The following is a 16,363-nucleotide window of genomic DNA, read 5'->3' as shown; positions in this document are numbered from 1 at the left end:
AATTGACCGTGATCCGGCTTCTAAAGCCCCCAATCCGAAAGAAAGTGCCATGGATCTCTCGCTTGCTTCGCTCGCGTCCAACCTGCTTGCGCCCACCATCTTGTTTTTCGTTCTCGGCCTGATTGCCGCCATTGCACGCAGCGACCTTTCGATCCCTGCGGGTGCAGCCAAGATTATGTCGATCTATCTTCTCATGGCGATCGGGTTCAAAGGTGGCGCCGCGGTCGCCAAAAGCGGGATCGACGCCCAACTTATCGCCTCGCTCTTTGCAGGGATAGTGCTTTCGTTTGTTCTGCCCTTTGCGGCCTATGGACTGTTGAGGCTCATGACGCGGCTTGACGGTTTGAATGCAGCCGCTGTCGCGGGGCACTATGGATCGATCTCGATTGTGACCTTCGTCACCGCTGTGAGCCTCCTTGAAGCACGGGGGATTGCGTCCGAAGGCTATCTCGTGGCCGTTGCTGCGGTTATGGAGGTTCCCGCGATCATCTCGGCGCTTTGGATTGCGGCACGGATGGGCGGTGTCTCGGTTGTTGATAGCTCGCTTTGGCGGCACATCCTCGGCAACGGGTCCATCGTCTTGCTGATCGGGTCGTTCAGCATCGGTGCGATCACGGGTGAAAAGGGTCTAGCAGACATGCATCCCTTTATCGTCGTGCCCTTTACCGGTGTTCTTGCGGTGTTTCTTCTGGATATGGGGCTTTCGGCCGGTCGGAGCCTGATGGCGAACCGCAAGGACATTACGAGCGGTTTGCTGGCGTTTGGCTGCGCTATGCCGATGGTTGGGAGCCTTTTGGGTCTTGCGGCGGCGGCGCTCGTCGGGCTATCGACGGGTGGCACGTTCCTCCTGATGGTGCTCAGTGCCTCGGCATCCTATATCGCCGTGCCTGCCGCGATCCGCCTTGCTCTTCCGCAAGCGAAATCAGGGATATATCTGACGCTCGCCTTGGGCGTGACCTTTCCCTTCAACCTGACCTTTGGCATGCCGCTATATTATTTGCTGGCAAGTTGGGTCTGAGGTCTAAGCGTTCCGTCGCTCTATGTCTTCTCGGCCATAGCGAGGACAATCGACTTGAGGAGCGCAAAGGCATTCGTGCTGTCGATGCGCTCCTTCGATTGGAGATCATCAAGGCCGATATAGGCGCCATAGGCCAGTTCCGAGAGCACTTTGCCCTCTAGTCCGAGGTCGTCGAAAAGGGCTTTGAGAAACCCCAACCGAAGCGCGTCGAGGTCGGCCAAGGCCGCCGCGACATCTTTATCCGTCAATGCCCAAGCCCGCATCGCAGGTTCTATCTTTCGTCCGCCATAGTCGGGCGGCGGGGGGCGGGTCGCATTGGAAAACAGAGCCTCAAGCTTTGCTTCGTGCGTGCTCTGGGCGGTGATGTCTTCCACGACCTCAGAGGCGACCTTGGTGCGCCAAAGGTCAAGCATTGCCTCCTTATAATCGCCTATGTCTCTGAAATGCCAATAGAACGATCCCTTGGTTGCCCTAAGCTCTTTGGCAAGGTTGTTGATTTGCACCGCCTTTGGGCCGTCTTTGGCAAGCGACCTGAACCCAGCGGCCAGCCATGCGTCTCTCGAGAGTTTTTCCTGCGCCATGTCGCACCATACCCAAGGGTATTGACAGGTGCAAGGGACTCGCCATACCTGAGGGTATGGAAATCAAAGGCGATCCGAAAAGCTTAGATATCTGGACGGGTTCGCGAACTTGGGGGCATCATGACAACTCAAAAAGCACACCGACTTCTCGGGATCGCGGTTTTGCTCTTTGTCGCCGCTCATATCGGCAACCACTTCGCATTGTTTTTGGGCGTTGAAAGCCATCTCGCCGTACAGGAGAGCCTAAGGGTGATCTACCGTCACCCGATTGTCGAACCCCTGCTCTTGCTCGGAGTTCTGGCGCAGATCGTCCTTGGTTTGAAGCTGCTTTATAAACGGGGATGGCCGAAACGGTTCTGGCTGCGCATGCAAAGCCTGAGCGGGCTTGTGATGGCTGCCTTCCTCACGCAGCATATAAGTGCGGTATTGTGGACGCGGCTCTCGTGGGAAGATGTCGACACCAACATCTACTGGGCCGCATCGGTCGTCAGCAGGGCGCCTCATGCGCTCTATTTCATGCCGTATTATGCGCTCGGGATGAGTGCGCTGTTCCTTCACTTCGCGGCATTTATTGCAGTGCGAAAACGGATGCCGCGATTGGCTTGGTCAATTCTGTGCGGCAGTGTCGTGCTCTCCGTCGCCTTTGTTGCGACGCTGAGCGGTGCGTTCTTTCCGATAGAGTTGCCCGAACCCTATGTCGCCTATATTGAAGCGACAGGTTTTTGAGTTTCGCGATTGAGTGCCACCCTATCGGACCATCCCGAGGTCATGCCGACGTCGTGGCTTCCGCTTTACTTTTGGGTGAATTTGACGGATTGATACGACTGTTTTCAATCGGGATTTGCTATCGTGATCGACAAGCTGGAAATGTTCATCGCTCTTGCCAAAGAAGGCCATTTCGGTCGCGCGGCCGAGCGGTTGAATATTGCACAACCAACCCTCTCGGCTGGGATCAAGCAACTTGAAGCGCAACTCGGTGTGCAGCTCGTCCATCGCGGCTCGCGTTTCGGCGGGTTGACGCCCGAGGGACAAACCGCCCTGATATGGGCCAAGCGTATTGTCGATGATGCACGCCAATTGCGCGATCGCATGAAGCTCAGCCAGCAGGGCCTGTCGGGAGAGGTGCGATTGGCCGTGATCCCGACCGCGCAAACCTGGGCGGGGCGGCTTTGCTCGTCCTTTGCCCAGCGTCATCCGAATGTCAGGTTCACCATTTTGTCTCGCAATTCACGCGAAATCCTCCAGATGCTCGAAGATTTCGAGGCGGACGCAGGGATCTCCTATCTTGAAAACGAGCCGCTTGGGCGTGTGGATACTGCGGAGTTATATCAAGAGAAATATATTCTGGTGTGCGCGCGTCGGTCCCCATTCGCGGCGAAGGCCAAGATCAATTGGTCCGAACTGGAAGGCCAGAACCTCGCACTTTTGACGCCCGATATGCAGAACCGCAGGATCATAAACCAGCTTTTCGCTCAGAACGGCGTGACGCCTAAGACATCGATCGAGTCCAATTCCATCATCGCTTTGGTCTCAAGTGTGGCGTCGGGGCATTGCATGACCGTCCTGCCGAAAGATGTCGCGAGCTTTCTATCTGCGGATAAGGATCTTTCGCTGGTCGAAATTGATGGCCAATCGCGCCTCCAGAAGGTCGGTTTGATCTTGCCCCATAGCGACCCACGCACGCCTGTTCTTTCGGCTCTCTTGGCCGAGGCAAAACGTCTTCCTGTCGCGAATTGAAAAAGCGTGCTTGTCCGAGAGCTGGGCTCTCTTTCGGTTTGTCGCATAGGTGCGCCGCTTGACACTTAAATGTTCGGCGCGGCTGCAACCATCGTGATGACCGATGCTACGCTCCAGTCGGCGCCGCACTTGTTATAATCTTTTGAGGCATAATTCGTTTGAGTATCAAGGAGGCGCTTAATGGAATTCTCGACGCAAACTCTGGCACATGCTGCGGCGATCACAGAGCATTTCAAAGCAACATTTTCCGCATCCGAAGGTAACGACGAGGGGGCGCTGATTGGTGCGCTTGCCACTCGGTTGATCCGCGAAACCCCTGCAGAGGATCTTCGCGGTGTATCGGCTTGGGACAGGGGTGAGCTTCTGGGCACGATCTTTTTCACGCGTCTCAGCTTTCCCAATGACTCGCGTTGCGTCTTCATGTTGTCGCCTGTAGCGGTCGCAACCGCGCACCAAGGCAAAGGCGTCGGGCAGCGGCTCATCTCTCATGGCCTTGATCTTCTGCGTAAAGAGGGCGTGGATATCGTGGTGACTTATGGCGATCCTGCTTATTATGGCCGCGTTGGCTTCCTGCCAGTGTCCGAGGTAGATTTGCCCGCTCCTCAGCCTCTCAGTATGCCAGAAGGATGGATCGCCCAGTCGTTAACAGATGTCCCTCTAGCCCCCATAAAAGGGCCGTCGCGATGTGTGGCGGCATTCGATGATCCTGCGCTTTGGTGAGGTTCTTTACTTGGAAGCGAAACCTCTTTGGGACCGCAAGCCAAGGCCTCCTGCGTAGCTTCTCTTTGGCATTGTGCAAAATCCGGCCATCGCTGATAGTGCCTATATTATGTACAAAGCCTTTTCATTTCGTGATGATCCGACTGTCCCGTCTTTTGACGATTATGCGCCTGTCGCTGTGATGGACGCCGAGTGCGCGTTCTGCAGCTGGAGCGCCCGTCTTTTGCATCGTTTGGACAAAAGCGGCGAGGTGCGGATCTGCCCGATCCAATCTCCTTTGGGCGCGGCACTTGCTCGACATTATGGGCTTGATCCGAGCGATCCTGTGAGTTGGCTCTTTCTTGACGAGGGGCGCGCCTTTGTCGATCTGGAGGCGGTTATCCAAGCAGGTCAGCGGATGGGAGGGTGGGCACGTTTTACCGTGCTTTTCCGTGTTTTCCCAAGACCGGTCCGCGATTGGCTCTATCGGTCTGTGGCGCGCAATCGTTATCGGCTCTTTGGCAAAGCGGATATGTGTGCGCTGCCAGATCTGCTCTTTCAGAAAAGACTGCTTCAATGAAGGTGCTGATCGTCGGCGGTGCAGGGGTTTTCGGCTCACGCCTTGCCGAGCTCTTGGTGCGTGATGGTCACGAGGTGACGATCGCGGGTCGAAACCTGAAATCGGCAGAGGGGCTGGCCCAGAGGCTCGGGTGTCATGCGCTCCGTTTTGATCGAAACGGCGATTTGAGCGGGCTAGGGGCCTTTGATGTCTTGGTCGATGCTGCCGGACCGTTTCACGCCTATGGCTCTGATCCTTATCGTCTGGCGAAATCGGCTTTGGAGGCTGGGGCGCACTATCTCGACCTTTCGGACAATGCCGAATTCTGCGTCAGCATTTCGCAACTGGATGACTTTGCCAAAGAGAAGGGTCTTTGCGCGATATCGGGCCTATCTTCGGTGCCTGCGCTTTCAAGTGCGGCCGTCCGCGCGCTTGTAGGCAGCGAGATACCGCGCGTCATCGATAGCGCGATCCTTCCCGGCAATAGAAGTCCGCGTGGGCTTTCGGTCATGGCGTCGATCCTCTCGCAAGCAGGTCGTCCGATGAAGGTTTGGCGCGGTGGCGCATGGACCCGTGCAAATGGTTGGTCGGGTCCCAAGACCTATGAACTTTTGGACGGGATCACGCGGCAGGGCTGGCAGATTTCGGTTCCCGATCTGACGCTTTTCCCCGCGCATTTCAAAGCAGAGAGCGTTCATTTCCGCGCAGGTCTAGAGCTTGGGGTCATGCGCTATGGGCTCTGGGCGTTTGCGCTTCTGCGGCAGATCGTTCCGATCCCGATCAATCGACCTGTTCTCCACGGGTTCAAGTTTGCCGCCGATCTTCTCTCGCCCTTTGGCAGTGGACGAGGCGGCATGTCTGTCATGGTGGTCGTCGGGGAAGAGCGTCGGTTCTGGCGACTTCTGGCAGAGGATGGGGATGGTCCTTTTATACCTGCAATCGCCGTGCGTGCGCTATTGCGACGGGAAGGTCTCCCTTTCGTCGCTGGTCCCGCGTTGGAAGCGATCACTCTGGACGACGCCGAAGCTGCGATGTCCGACCTCAAGGTTCGAACTGAGCGGGTGAACGAACCTTTTGTGCCGCTCCTCTCTCATGTCCTCAAAGAAGACTTTGAAAAACTGCCCGAGGCTATTCAGGCGACGCACAAGACTGCAGATATCAGTCGTTGGAAGGGTCGCGCCAACGTGCGGCGCGGCGATAGCCTCTTTGCTCGAGCCTTGGCGCTGATTTTCGGCTTTCCTCCGTCCGCCGATGGGACCGAGGTCGAGGTCACCAAAGAGCTGACCCAAGGCGGCGAAACTTGGCACCGCAACTTCGGGGGGAGGCGGTTTCGCTCGCTACTTTCCGCGACGCCCGAAGGCGTAACTGAAAGCTTTGGCCTCTTTCATTTCCTTCTCGGTCTGAACGTTCAAGGTAACGAGCTGCATTACCCGATCCTTTCTGGCCGCCTCGGCCCATTTCCCTTGCCGAAATGGTTGCTGCCGATCTCCGAAGCGCGGGAAAACGTCCACGAAGGCCGTTTTCATTTCGACATCAAACTTTCAGCGCCGATAACCCGAAAATTGTTGGTGCATTACACAGGTGACTTGGAACCTATGAAAACTCAATACGGGGCGAAGTGATCCCCACGGGGCACATTTCGTGGCTAACTCGTCAACTTCAAAATCGGCAAGAGTGCTTCTTGGACGCGCTCGTAGTTTTGTGGGGCCAAGGGTAGGATCGGGCGTGGCGGGGAGAAAGTCCCAAGACCAAGGCAATCGGCAATCGCGAACATGACGCGATAGCTTCCGAATTCCTTGAAAAGCGACCACATGGGCGAGAAAACGCGGTCGATGCGCTCGGCTTCTAGCTGGTTCCTCGATTGGGCCGCACGGGCAAGGGCGAGCGCCTGCTCGGGCAAGAGCCCCGCGATCACGCTGAACCAGCTGTCCGCACCAGAGAGGAGGGCCTCTTTGGCGCCCCAATCCCCACTATAGCCGATTGCGAAATGGTTCGGCACCATTGCCCTGAGCCGCGCCAGCTCTCCCGCAAAATCGCCATCCGAAGGTAAAGGCATTTTGACGGCTGCAACATTCGGCAACTCGGCAATTCTCGCGATCAGCTCGGGAGTAAACGAAAATTTGGTGGTGCCGGGATTGTTGTAGATACAAAGAGGTAATCCAACCTCGGACACCGCTTTGAAGTGTTGAAAGACCTCTTCCTGGGTCAAAGGCTGGTAAGACATCGGCGCAAGGAGCAGGCCGTCCGCGCCCGTTTCCATCGCATCCTTGGCGAGATCCAAGGTAGCTCGGGTTGTGAGCGCGCCGACCCCCACGATAAGGGGCAGTCGCCCCGCGACATAGTCCACAGCGACCTTCAACACGCGCTTTCGTTCTTGCTCGGTCAGATAGGCATAGCCTCCGGTGCTCCCCAAGAGCCCAATCGAGTCGACTTTGGCGGTAACGATCCCTTCGAGAGCATTGTGCAAAGGCTCGAGAAGGAGCTGTCCGCTTTCGTCCGTTGGGGTGAGGGGGAAAGCGGATAGACCATTGAAGAGTGTCACAGGAATATCCTTTGCTCAAAGGCTATTGGAATGTAGCCAAGGTAACACCCAAGGGCGAATGCTCACAAGCACACTCGCGACACGTAGTTGACAAAAGGGCCCTTTGAATTTCAGGGCCCTCCAGCCACTTTGGTTTAGCTAACTGCTGCCGCAACGACCTCTGCAAGAGGAGTGGTCGGGCGACCGATAAGCGTGGAAAGCTCGTTACCCGTCGCGAACAGCGCACCCTTGGAGGCCTCGACATCGCAATGGGCGAGGAAGGCTGCGAGTTCGGCCGGAAGACCCGCCCCCGTCAGAGCGGCGGCATAATCAGCCTCTGGCATGTCGACATAGGGGATGTCCTTGCCAACTGTCTTGGAAAGCGTCGCGGCAAGATCCGAGAGCGTATAGCTTTCGTCCCCCGAAAGCTCATAGGTTTTGCCCCATAGTGCCGGATCGACAAGAACGGCGGCGGCAGCTTCGGCATAGTCCTTGCGCGCTGCCGAGGAAATTTTGCCGTCCTTTGCGGCTCCGATCAAAGCGTTATGCGCGACGGCAGCACCAAGACCCATCGTGTAGTTCTCTGTATACCAACCGTTGCGCAGCAGAGTGTAATCAATCCCCGATGCCGCCAAGAGCTCTTCTGTTGCAACATGCTCGGCGGCAAGTCCGAGTGTGCTCGTGGGCGCGTTCAGAAGGCTCGTGTAAACGATATGCTGCACGCCAGCCGATTTGGCGGCTTCGATGACAGCGCCATGCTGTGCGACGCGGCGACCGATGTCGCTCCCCGAGATAAGGAGCAGCGTGTCGACACCTGCGAGGGCAGGGGCGAGCGTTTCTTCGGCGTCATAGTCAAATCTGCGTGCGGTGACGCCCAGATCGGCGGCTTTGGCGGTTTTGCGGGCAAGGGCGATGATCTCTTCGGATACGCCTTTTGTTTTGAGGGCCTCGATAACAAGTCGGCCAAGCTGGCCAGTGGCTCCGGTGATTGCGAGTGTCATTCAGTCTCTCCTTGTTTTGTTGTGAAGCAGACTTAAGACCTTTACTTACGAAAAGTAAGAACATACATTTTTGTTAGTATTAAGTTTTTTCAAGGGACCTACATGCCGAAGCTCAGCGATGCCGTCCGTTCAGGTAAACTTGTTGGAAACCTGCAGGCCCATGATTGTCCTTCGCGGGATATCTTGAAGCATGTGACGGGGCGCTGGGCGGTGTTGACGCTCATCGCACTTCAAGGGCAAACGATCCGCTTTACGGCGCTCAAGCGGCTGATCGGCGGTGTCAGTGACCGAATGCTGACGCAAACGCTCCAGACGCTGGAGGCCGATGGTTTTGTCCATCGGGAAGACTTTAAAGTTGTTCCGCCCCATGTGGAATACAGCCTCACACCCATGGGCGAAAACGTGGCCCAACACGTGCGCGTCCTTGCCGATTGGATCGAAGAAAACACGGGTGAGATTTTGGCTGTGCGGGGTAGCATAGCGGCCGAATAGGCTTTGCGACCGCGCTGACTCAGGCGTTCCATCTTCGCTCTGAGGCGAGCATGTGATCTCGCCAATCGGCTTAATGAATACAGCGGAAGCCCAGTGAGCAGAGCGGGGCTGTCAGGACCTTTGTCCATCCCAAATCTTGATCATGATCTTTGGAGTGACGGCCAAAGGAACAAAATGTGCATTGCATTTGGGGTTTTTGGCCAAATTCGTCACCACATCTTGAGCCGCGCAACGATCTCTTTATAGAAATATACGAAAGTGCTAATTTGTTAGCCTTCAGAAGATTTGAAGCGTGAGGTGTTCCTCACTAACGCTCCGTTCCTAGTGTTCGCAATTTGCGATAATTTGTAACCTAGGGTCATCCATGAAATTTTTGCGCCGACTTGCCGCTTGCGCGCTGATCGCAGTCACGCCGATTGCATCGCATGCCGAAGAGCTCATTGTTCCATTTGCCGACGGTCTCTTTGGGGACGACGACGGCAACAACACAATTGATGCTTTGAACGTTCAAACCTTTGCTAGTTTTGGCCTCGCGACCAGCTTCTTTAGCCAGGTCTCGGGCACGAATATTTACGAAGACGATAGTGCCAACACGACCGACCCAACCACATGTGTGGGCGGTAACGACGTTCCCGGTCGTCTGCGTATCCGTGCGGGCGGTTACGTGACCGAAATCGCAGGCTGTCTTGACGGTAAATACAAAGAGGGTGGCAAAACTGTTGCCTTCAACTTCAACCCGACTGCCTCGGGTGCATTGAGCTACAAAGATTCCAGCGGAAACACCCAAACAGTTTCGCCGACTTCAGGGTTCAGCAGCTTGAACATTGTGGTCATAATGAATGGCTACACGGCGGCGAGTCTTACGCCTGTCAATTCTTCTGACGCCAACTCGAACAGGCAACTTGATGCGGGCGAAGACGTCTCTGGTGATAGCTCCGGCGTTCTTACTGATTTGAACAACTATCTTGCGCTCGCAAAAACGAACTCGCCTTCTGGACCGATCACGGCCGACAGCAAGTTCTATGTGACGACGTCTACCGATTACACAACGAACGGAGTGGTTCTGACGGGTTCTGCGACTTTGCAGTCGGGCGAGACCATTTCGATTGTCTTCAACAATCAGGTATATACCACGTCGAACGGCCTAACAGTTAGTGCAGCATCTGGCGCAGTGACCTGGTCGCTCAATGTGGGGCAAGTACCTGCAGGCACTTACGATGTGAACGCTTGGATCGTGAACAGCGGAAACTGGATTTTGCAGGACGCCACGACTAACGAACTGATCGTCTCCGCAACGGCCCAAACGGTTCCGCTTATTACGCTTTCCAAGACCCTTCCTGCAACAACGGATCTTGATAACGGTGCAGCAGTCGGTGACAACCTGACCTACACGATCACGGCTCGGAACATCGGGACGGTCGATGCGCTGACCTACTCGATATCGGACAAGTTGTTTGTCTCGACCTCTTCTACCAGTGTTGCGCGGACTGGCACCTTGACCGCAAACGCCTGCACGGGTGGGACCGCGGGCAATGCCACGCTTGAGGCAGGTGAGACTTGTTCTTGGACCTACAGCTACACGCTGGTGGCCGATGACTTGAACTATACCGCTATCGGCAACATCGCAGAACTTGCCTACACCGATGCAAGCTCAAATGCCTATGTGCTCCAGTCCACGACCAGCGGCGTCACCTCTAGCGGCACTGCAACGACGGGTATCACCACAACTCCCGTTGCGGGTTCGACGATCACGAACACGACCTCGGTTTATCCGGGTGCACTCACATCCCGCTCGATCGTGGTCGCCGCACCCGCAGTCAAGGTGACCAAGATCATCGATACGACGACCGTTGTTGCGGGCAAAACCCGCATCGACTCGAACCGTATCGTTGACATGGACGGCAACGGCGGCCTTTCAAAAGGCGACCGCGTCTATTACACGATCACCGCTGAAAACTCGAGCAACAGTATCCTGACCTCTGTCTCGCTTGCCGATACGCTCAAGAACAAAGCGGGCACCACATTGGCATTCCCTGCGGGCGGTACACCAACCAAGATCGCCGATACTGGTCTGGTCAGCAACGATACCACGATGGCAATTGGCGACATCTGGACCTATAGCGCTTACTACGAAGTGACCGAGATCGATATTCTCTCGGGCGGGATCGAAAACATCGCAACCATCACTGCAACAGGTGGCGGCACGACGTTCTCGGTTGAATCGTCGTCCTCGGGCAATACGACTTCGGGAACGGGCAATGGCTCTGTCACTGCGCTTACCCTTGTTCCCGCAGTTCTGGACCTTGACGGTGACGGCAAGAACGATCTTCTTGAATCCAATACCGCAGACCGTGATGGCGATGGCATCCCCGATGCCAGTGACTATGACCCTGAGGGCTACTTCTACTGTCAGGAAGACGGGCGCATTCTCTCGGGTGGTGCAATCTCGGTAACGGGACCCAACGGAACGAACTCCGCACTTGGTAATCGCAACGGCATCAATATCGTCAAGGACGGTTCGGATGGCCAGTATCAGTGGTTCGTGACCCAGCCGGGCACATACACCATGGAGCTGACCTATCCCAAGAGCGGTATCCCGAGCACGACCCACAAGTCGTCGGGCACCGTAACTCTTGCTTCGCTCGCAGCCCTCGGGAACCCGGCGTCTATCGGTCACTCCGAGTATGGCTCGACCGGTTATATGTCGAACTTCAAGGATAGCGATGCCACGAATGACGCGCCGACGGCCTACTACACGACCTTTATCGTTGCTGCGAACGATCCTTATCTGATCGGTAACAACATCCCGATGCAGAACTGTTCGGCCGAAAAGCTTGTCGAGGATGTCAAAGAACGCATCACCGATACGTTGGTCGAGGATTTCCGCCGCACTGTGGACATGCAGCAAGCCTCGATTTCCCAAGTTTCGCGCGGTGCGCTTCTCCGTCTCCAAGAGGGGTATGAAGACCTGCCTTGCGGTGACGTAGATGAACTCGACGTCAGCGGTAACGCCGATATCAAAAACGGTGAAGGCACGATCGACGGCACTATCTCGGCTGATTTCAACAACTGCGTCACCGGCGAACGTCGACTGACCGAGGGTGATTTTACGATTAAATCTACCCGTGGGATCGGCGTCGAGACCATGCTCAACCTACGTCGTCAGTGGGAACGTCTGGTCAGCGAGGATGAAGTCCGCGGTAAATTCCTTGGCGGTTATTTCAGCAACTCGGCAATCGATGACGGCAAGGGTCTTACCGGCTCGGTCACCGGCTTTGGTCTGAACGCTGGTCTTTATGGCGCCTTCACCAACGATAATGAGATCTTCGTTGACTACTACGCTGCGGCAGCCTTGGGTGTTCATACCTTTACCCTCGGTTTTGCAAGTGATCTTGGCGATGTCGATACCAACGGCAACTATATCTACGGCGCGCTGTTTGGCGGTGCTGCGGTTTCCGGAACCAAGGACATGGGGGATTACAAACTCACCCCGCGTCTCGGGTTCGACGTTGCTTTGGCTCGCGCCAACAATGTGACCTTTGATGCAGAACGCCTGAACCTGACCGCAAAGGGTGAACTGGTTATTCCAGCTTACAACGCGGCGAAGGTCTATGCAGAAGCCATCTTCAGCTTTGGCGATGAAGAAGCGGCAAAGGAAAAACTCAAGGACTATTGGACCTTTGATATTGCTCCTCGCGCATTCTGTGAATTGACGAGCCGTTCAACCACTGCTTCTTGCGGCTGGGGGATCTACTTCGACGCGACTTCGTATCGTGTCGAAGAAGAGACGGATCTCGGTCTGCGCCTCGATTACTCGGGCAGCAGCACCGGTCGGGCTCTGAGCATCTCGGTGCGTGAAGAGCAGACGATCCTCGACGGCAACGGCACCCTGACCCATTCGGTTGGTTCGGGCGAGGGCGGCTCGGTTACGGTGGGTAGCCAGCTCGAAGTGAAGTTCTAAGGCTGGTCCTAAGTTCACGACAAAAACATAGATCGGACGGCGCGACCGTCCGATTTCTTCGAATAGTCTGCGCGGGTCCTCTCGCGCAGACTTTTTTCATTTCGAGCTTGCTCACGGCGAATTCGCGCCCTGGTAATGGCACCGAGTTTGCTTCCGATGTGACTAGGAGTTTACGCGTCGGGCTGCCGCAAATTCTTACACCAGAGTGATGTCCTGCAACTGCATAGGCAGTTCATTTGCACTCAACTGCATATCGATCGCTTCATTCAATCTTGCGAGTGCGGCTGTGGCCGAGGGTTTGTAGCTGTCATAGGCTTGGAAGTCGTGCGGCATGTCCGGCCATAGATCGAGCCGAACCTGCGCACCGTTCGCTTTTTGGATCTGTGCGAATTCGATAATCATATCGCGCAGCACCTCTCGCCCGCCTGCTTGGAGATAAAGAGGCGCAAGGTCGACGTAGTTATATGATATCGGGGAGAGGGCACCTCTTCCGAAACGGTTTTCAGGGTCAAGCCATCGACCGAACTGAACCGCCATCCACCCTTGGACCAAATCCGTGCTGTCATTCTCATGAAGACTTGCGCCGCGCGCACCGATATCCGTCCAAGGGCAAAGTCCTATGCAAAGTGCGGGCTGTGATTTGTTCTGTGCCTTGAGTGCCTGAAGCAGCATCAAGGCCATGTGCCCGCCCGCGCTGTCCCCAATGACAACGATTTGCGCCGCTGGAATTGTATCGGTGAGGTAGTCCCACGCCGTCATGGCATCCTCGGCCTGAGCGGGGTGTGGATGCTCGGGCGTGAGACGGTAGTCGGGGGCAAAGACCTTAGCACCGATATGGTGCGCGAGCATCTGTGCAAAACGGCCGCTTACGCCGCCATGGAACGTGTAACCGCCACCGTGAAAATAAAGCACGGTGACGTCCCGACTATGGGTCTTGGGGTGATACCAATGTCCATTGATGCCTTTCGCCACGGAAACGCTCACCTCATAGACATCGTCAGTTTGGGTCTGGAGGCTGTCAAACAGCAAACGACCTTGGGCGATGTCGGTGTGTTTCATGGCGGTGGTGAATTGGTGCCTGACAAACCGAACGCCAGTTTCCATATCGGCGTCCCAGTCATCAGCCATTTTGTGACCCAACGCATGCCGCAGCTTTGTGGCGAGTGAGATTTGAGCCAGCCTTGCGAGACTTCTTATACGAAGTGACAGCGGACCCGAATAGACGATTTTGACCATGATCATTCCCTTTGGCTGTTTGCGCTTCGTTGCCTTGGGATGAGGGGGGAGTATAGAATGAATGCGTCAAAGGGAGCCCGCCATGTCCCCCATTTCAAAGCTGTTTCTCCCGCCCCAGAGCCTTTCGGGCTGTATTCTGGCGGGTATTTACCGCGACACGCGCGGGGTGGAGTTGTCGGTGGAAGACAGGCTGAACCATTTTCCAGCGTCTCCGCTTGTTTCCGTGACCTTCACTTTGCAGGGGAGGCTTCGGCTGTTGCCTCCGGGCGCCGATTGGCGCTGTGGACCGAAGTCACCGATCCTACCGCCTCTTTCAATTTTGCCACCGCAAGACACCCCCACGACAAGTTGGTCGGACGAGAGCATCGTAGCCCTCACGGTCGGAGTTTTTCCCGATGCCTGGCGTCTTTTGAGTGGAGTGGCCAATACCAGCACGATGCCGCCCGTATTCAAATCGGCGTTTGAGCGATTTGAAGCGGAGAAAAACATCAATCAAGGATGGGAGACATTTTGCGCCATCCTTGATGAAGCGTGGAACGTTGTCCGGCCCCACGGTCTGTTGCACGGCAGCCGTATCGCGGAATGGTCGAGATTTGTGGTCACACGCGCGGCCCTCTCCGGAACGGGCAGAGGAATTCGGAGCCTTGAACGAAAAGTCCGCTGCTCTTCGGGGCAGACGCGAAGTAGTTTGGCCTTTTATTCCAAGTTCGAGAGACTTCACGAGCACGCAACAAAAAACGCTGATCAGTCACTGGCCAACATCGCGATAGATGCAGGATACTCGGATCAGTCCCATATGGGCCGAGCGGTCCACCGCGCCACGGGGCTTTCCCCTGCGCAACTCAACAAGGCTATCGCGACAAAAGAGTCCTTTTGGTGCTATCGCCTCCTTCGAGAGAGGTTCTAGATTGTCCCCATGGGCGGGCGAGGATGATCGGTGACCATCCCCACTTAACAGGAGCGCCGCAGGAGCAAAGGCCTGCTCAGGTTATTTTCAAGAACCTGCGTGTTCCTCTGATCGGATTCCTTGTCCGTGAATGACGATCAGGTAAAGCGCGACGCCAAGGAGCGCCGCGATACCATGTCCGATGATACCTCCGAGCCAGACGTTCGCGATGATGATAACCAAAACACCTAGAAGCACGCGAAATTTCCGAAGTCCTTTGCTGCTGATGTTCTGGCCCATGACCTCTCGCGCCAGTTGGTCAATTCGATCTTGCAGGGTGTCTATGAACGTTGCCATTTGATGTTTGCCCTTCCGTTTGGGTTGAACTGAGGAAAGGTTTTTCGATCGTCCTATAGAAGACAACGACTTTTACGCGAGACGTTTGTGTGCCTTCGTAAATGGTATTGTCCTGCTATTCAGGCTTCGTGAATGGCGGGGCGTAGCGGCTCTTGGTCAATAAGATCCAAGAGCCTGCTTCAACGCAACGAACAATGTGTTGCTTGGGCTGGCAGGAACTGTTGGTCTATTTCGTTGCATCAATGGGTCGTTCTAAGCACCAATTCGGCGTCAATCCATTTGGTTCGCCCTGGACTATCTGGATCGGCTTGGCGCTTTGATAAAAGGTCGATAGTGCCCTCGACCAAAGAGCCGATTGGGTTATGGACAGTGGTTAATCCAATACTTGGCCATGATGCCATCGAGCTGTCATCAAAGCCTGTGACGGCGATGTCGGCTGGCACATCTACCCCGTTCTCGCGAAGATACATGAGCGCTCCGATTGCCATCGCATCATTGGCACAGACTAACGCGTCGATCTCTCCGGTGAGAGCGAGTGATTTAACAGCGTCGTAGCCGCTCTGAACTGAGTAATCTCCGAAAAGCGTCGCAACAGGGAGAAGGTTTGCTTCTCCCAATGCTGCTTCAAACCCGCGAAAGCGCTCGCCTGTGGACCAGTAAGCCTCGGGACCTGATAGATAAGCAAATTTTTTTCGGCCTTGTTCAAGTAGGAGACGGGTGAGCTTTGCCATTGCTTCCGAATTTCTGAGGCAAATGTTGTCTACAGTCGGGCCTTCTACGATCCGTCCCGAAGAAATCACAGGAATGCCGAGCTTGAGGCAGGACGAGACCACATCTGCCCCAAGGCTGCCCGAACGCAGGATCATTGACTCGAGCGGATAGCAAAGAACGTTTTGGATCGCCGATTGTGCGGGCTCTCCCGATCCTCCGATAACGATTGGCCATTTGCCCGCGATATTGAGGCCATTGATCAATGCGGTCGCGACTTCTTTGTCGTAATGGTTCGGCATATCTCCGACAAATATTGCAACAAGGTTCGAACCCGCGCCCTGCAAACTCGCCGCTAGCGCATTGGGGCGATAGCCTAATTCCTCAGAGGCTTCGAGAATGCGGGTCTTTTTGGCGGCATCGAGATACGCGCCTTCGGTAAACGCCCGCGAGACTGCCGACCGCGATACCCCTGCTAGTCTCGCAATGTCGGCTGCTGTGATCCTGCGTTTTTGACCATTCATAAAAAAATGCACTCCACGTCACTTGGGCGTTACACAACATCGATATGTGAACACGTGTGCAGAAGGCGCGCAAGTGGAATCAA

Annotated in this window: 15 protein-coding genes; 9 read left to right on the top strand and 6 right to left on the bottom strand. The window is 55.6% G+C overall.

Annotated elements, in window-relative coordinates; genetic code table 11:
• Positions 1-49 precede the first annotated feature (49 nt).
• A complete protein-coding gene (locus QQG91_RS09180) occupies positions 50-1,018 on the top strand; it encodes a sodium-dependent bicarbonate transport family permease (protein WP_285769927.1) in 969 nt (322 codons plus the stop codon).
• Between the two features lie 20 nt (positions 1,019-1,038).
• Here QQG91_RS09180 and QQG91_RS09175 read toward each other — a convergent pair whose 3' ends face one another.
• The gene (locus tag QQG91_RS09175) at positions 1,039-1,599 is read right to left on the bottom strand and encodes a TetR/AcrR family transcriptional regulator (RefSeq protein ID WP_285769926.1); all 561 of its coding nucleotides are present in this window, start codon (positions 1,597-1,599) and stop codon (positions 1,039-1,041) included.
• A gap of 120 nt (positions 1,600-1,719) precedes the next feature.
• On the opposite strand from QQG91_RS09175, the gene QQG91_RS09170 reads away from it, so the two are divergent.
• The 5 genes from QQG91_RS09170 (at position 1,720) to QQG91_RS09150 (ending at position 6,216) form a co-directional block, all read left to right on the top strand.
• Entirely contained in the window at positions 1,720-2,325 is a 606-nt protein-coding gene (locus QQG91_RS09170) for a hypothetical protein (RefSeq protein WP_285769925.1), read from the top strand.
• Between the two features lie 123 nt (positions 2,326-2,448).
• Positions 2,449-3,336, top strand: a complete 888-nt coding sequence (locus tag QQG91_RS09165; RefSeq protein WP_285769924.1) for a LysR family transcriptional regulator — start codon at positions 2,449-2,451, stop codon at positions 3,334-3,336.
• A 180-nt stretch (positions 3,337-3,516) separates the two neighbouring features.
• A complete protein-coding gene (locus QQG91_RS09160) occupies positions 3,517-4,056 on the top strand; it encodes a GNAT family N-acetyltransferase (protein ID WP_285769923.1) in 540 nt (179 codons plus the stop codon).
• Positions 4,057-4,165: 109 nt separating this feature from the next.
• The gene (locus QQG91_RS09155) at positions 4,166-4,615 is read left to right on the top strand and encodes a thiol-disulfide oxidoreductase DCC family protein (protein ID WP_285769922.1); all 450 of its coding nucleotides are present in this window, start codon (positions 4,166-4,168) and stop codon (positions 4,613-4,615) included.
• Entirely contained in the window at positions 4,612-6,216 is a 1,605-nt protein-coding gene (locus tag QQG91_RS09150) for a saccharopine dehydrogenase family protein (RefSeq protein WP_285769921.1), read from the top strand. The genes QQG91_RS09155 and QQG91_RS09150 overlap by 4 nt, the downstream gene beginning before the upstream one ends.
• A 23-nt stretch (positions 6,217-6,239) precedes the next feature.
• Here the strand turns inward: QQG91_RS09150 and QQG91_RS09145 are convergent, their stop codons facing one another.
• Together QQG91_RS09145 and QQG91_RS09140 are read right to left on the bottom strand one after the other, a co-directional pair.
• On the bottom strand, positions 6,240-7,136 hold the full coding sequence (locus QQG91_RS09145; RefSeq protein ID WP_285769920.1) for a dihydrodipicolinate synthase family protein: 897 nt from the start codon (positions 7,134-7,136) through the stop codon (positions 6,240-6,242).
• 134 nt (positions 7,137-7,270) lie between these two features.
• Positions 7,271-8,116, bottom strand: coding sequence for an SDR family oxidoreductase (locus QQG91_RS09140; protein ID WP_285769919.1), 846 nt, complete (start codon positions 8,114-8,116; stop codon positions 7,271-7,273).
• Between the two features lie 102 nt (positions 8,117-8,218).
• On the opposite strand from QQG91_RS09140, the gene QQG91_RS09135 reads away from it, so the two are divergent.
• Together QQG91_RS09135 and QQG91_RS09130 are read left to right on the top strand one after the other, a co-directional pair.
• The gene (locus QQG91_RS09135) at positions 8,219-8,608 is read left to right on the top strand and encodes a winged helix-turn-helix transcriptional regulator (RefSeq protein WP_285769918.1); all 390 of its coding nucleotides are present in this window, start codon (positions 8,219-8,221) and stop codon (positions 8,606-8,608) included.
• A gap of 364 nt (positions 8,609-8,972) precedes the next feature.
• Complete coding sequence (locus QQG91_RS09130; protein ID WP_285769917.1) at positions 8,973-12,569, top strand: CLIPPER-2 domain-containing protein; 3,597 nt, start codon at positions 8,973-8,975, stop codon at positions 12,567-12,569.
• 195 nt (positions 12,570-12,764) lie between these two features.
• On the opposite strand, the gene QQG91_RS09125 is transcribed toward QQG91_RS09130, so the two are convergent.
• On the bottom strand, positions 12,765-13,697 hold the full coding sequence (locus tag QQG91_RS09125; protein WP_285769916.1) for an alpha/beta hydrolase: 933 nt from the start codon (positions 13,695-13,697) through the stop codon (positions 12,765-12,767).
• Between the two features lie 169 nt (positions 13,698-13,866).
• Here QQG91_RS09125 and QQG91_RS15560 point away from each other — a divergent pair, with 169 nt between their 5' ends.
• Positions 13,867-14,712, top strand: coding sequence for a helix-turn-helix domain-containing protein (locus QQG91_RS15560; protein WP_352232096.1), 846 nt, complete (start codon positions 13,867-13,869; stop codon positions 14,710-14,712).
• Positions 14,713-14,799: 87 nt separating this feature from the next.
• Here the strand turns inward: QQG91_RS15560 and QQG91_RS09120 are convergent, their stop codons facing one another.
• Entirely contained in the window at positions 14,800-15,048 is a 249-nt protein-coding gene (locus QQG91_RS09120; RefSeq protein WP_285769915.1) for a hypothetical protein, read from the bottom strand.
• Positions 15,049-15,287: 239 nt separating this feature from the next.
• On the bottom strand, positions 15,288-16,280 hold the full coding sequence (locus tag QQG91_RS09115) for a LacI family DNA-binding transcriptional regulator (RefSeq protein ID WP_285769914.1): 993 nt from the start codon (positions 16,278-16,280) through the stop codon (positions 15,288-15,290).
• Positions 16,281-16,363: the final 83 nt, after the last annotated feature.

Source organism: Marivivens sp. LCG002 (assembly GCF_030264275.1).
GTDB lineage: Bacteria > Pseudomonadota > Alphaproteobacteria > Rhodobacterales > Rhodobacteraceae > Marivivens.
The sequence above is the reverse complement of the archived record's forward strand: the minus strand, read 5'-3'. Positions and strand labels throughout refer to the sequence as shown.

Excerpts from the sequence above, each read along its gene's own strand:
- QQG91_RS09180 (WP_285769927.1), top strand. The coding sequence starts at position 50 with ATGGATCTCTCGCTTGCTTCGCTCGCGTCCAACCTGCTTGCGCCCACC.
- QQG91_RS09175 (WP_285769926.1), bottom strand. The coding sequence starts at position 1,599 with ATGGCGCAGGAAAAACTCTCGAGAGACGCATGGCTGGCCGCTGGGTTC.
- QQG91_RS09170 (WP_285769925.1), top strand. The coding sequence starts at position 1,720 with ATGACAACTCAAAAAGCACACCGACTTCTCGGGATCGCGGTTTTGCTC.
- QQG91_RS09160 (WP_285769923.1), top strand. The coding sequence starts at position 3,517 with ATGGAATTCTCGACGCAAACTCTGGCACATGCTGCGGCGATCACAGAG.
- QQG91_RS09155 (WP_285769922.1), top strand. The coding sequence starts at position 4,166 with ATGTACAAAGCCTTTTCATTTCGTGATGATCCGACTGTCCCGTCTTTT.
- QQG91_RS09150 (WP_285769921.1), top strand. The coding sequence starts at position 4,612 with ATGAAGGTGCTGATCGTCGGCGGTGCAGGGGTTTTCGGCTCACGCCTT.
- QQG91_RS09140 (WP_285769919.1), bottom strand. The coding sequence starts at position 8,116 with ATGACACTCGCAATCACCGGAGCCACTGGCCAGCTTGGCCGACTTGTT.
- QQG91_RS09135 (WP_285769918.1), top strand. The coding sequence starts at position 8,219 with ATGCCGAAGCTCAGCGATGCCGTCCGTTCAGGTAAACTTGTTGGAAAC.
- QQG91_RS09130 (WP_285769917.1), top strand. The coding sequence starts at position 8,973 with ATGAAATTTTTGCGCCGACTTGCCGCTTGCGCGCTGATCGCAGTCACG.
- QQG91_RS09125 (WP_285769916.1), bottom strand. The coding sequence starts at position 13,697 with ATGGCTGATGACTGGGACGCCGATATGGAAACTGGCGTTCGGTTTGTC.
- QQG91_RS15560 (WP_352232096.1), top strand. The coding sequence starts at position 13,867 with ATGCGTCAAAGGGAGCCCGCCATGTCCCCCATTTCAAAGCTGTTTCTC.
- QQG91_RS09120 (WP_285769915.1), bottom strand. The coding sequence starts at position 15,048 with ATGGCAACGTTCATAGACACCCTGCAAGATCGAATTGACCAACTGGCG.
- QQG91_RS09115 (WP_285769914.1), bottom strand. The coding sequence starts at position 16,280 with ATGAATGGTCAAAAACGCAGGATCACAGCAGCCGACATTGCGAGACTA.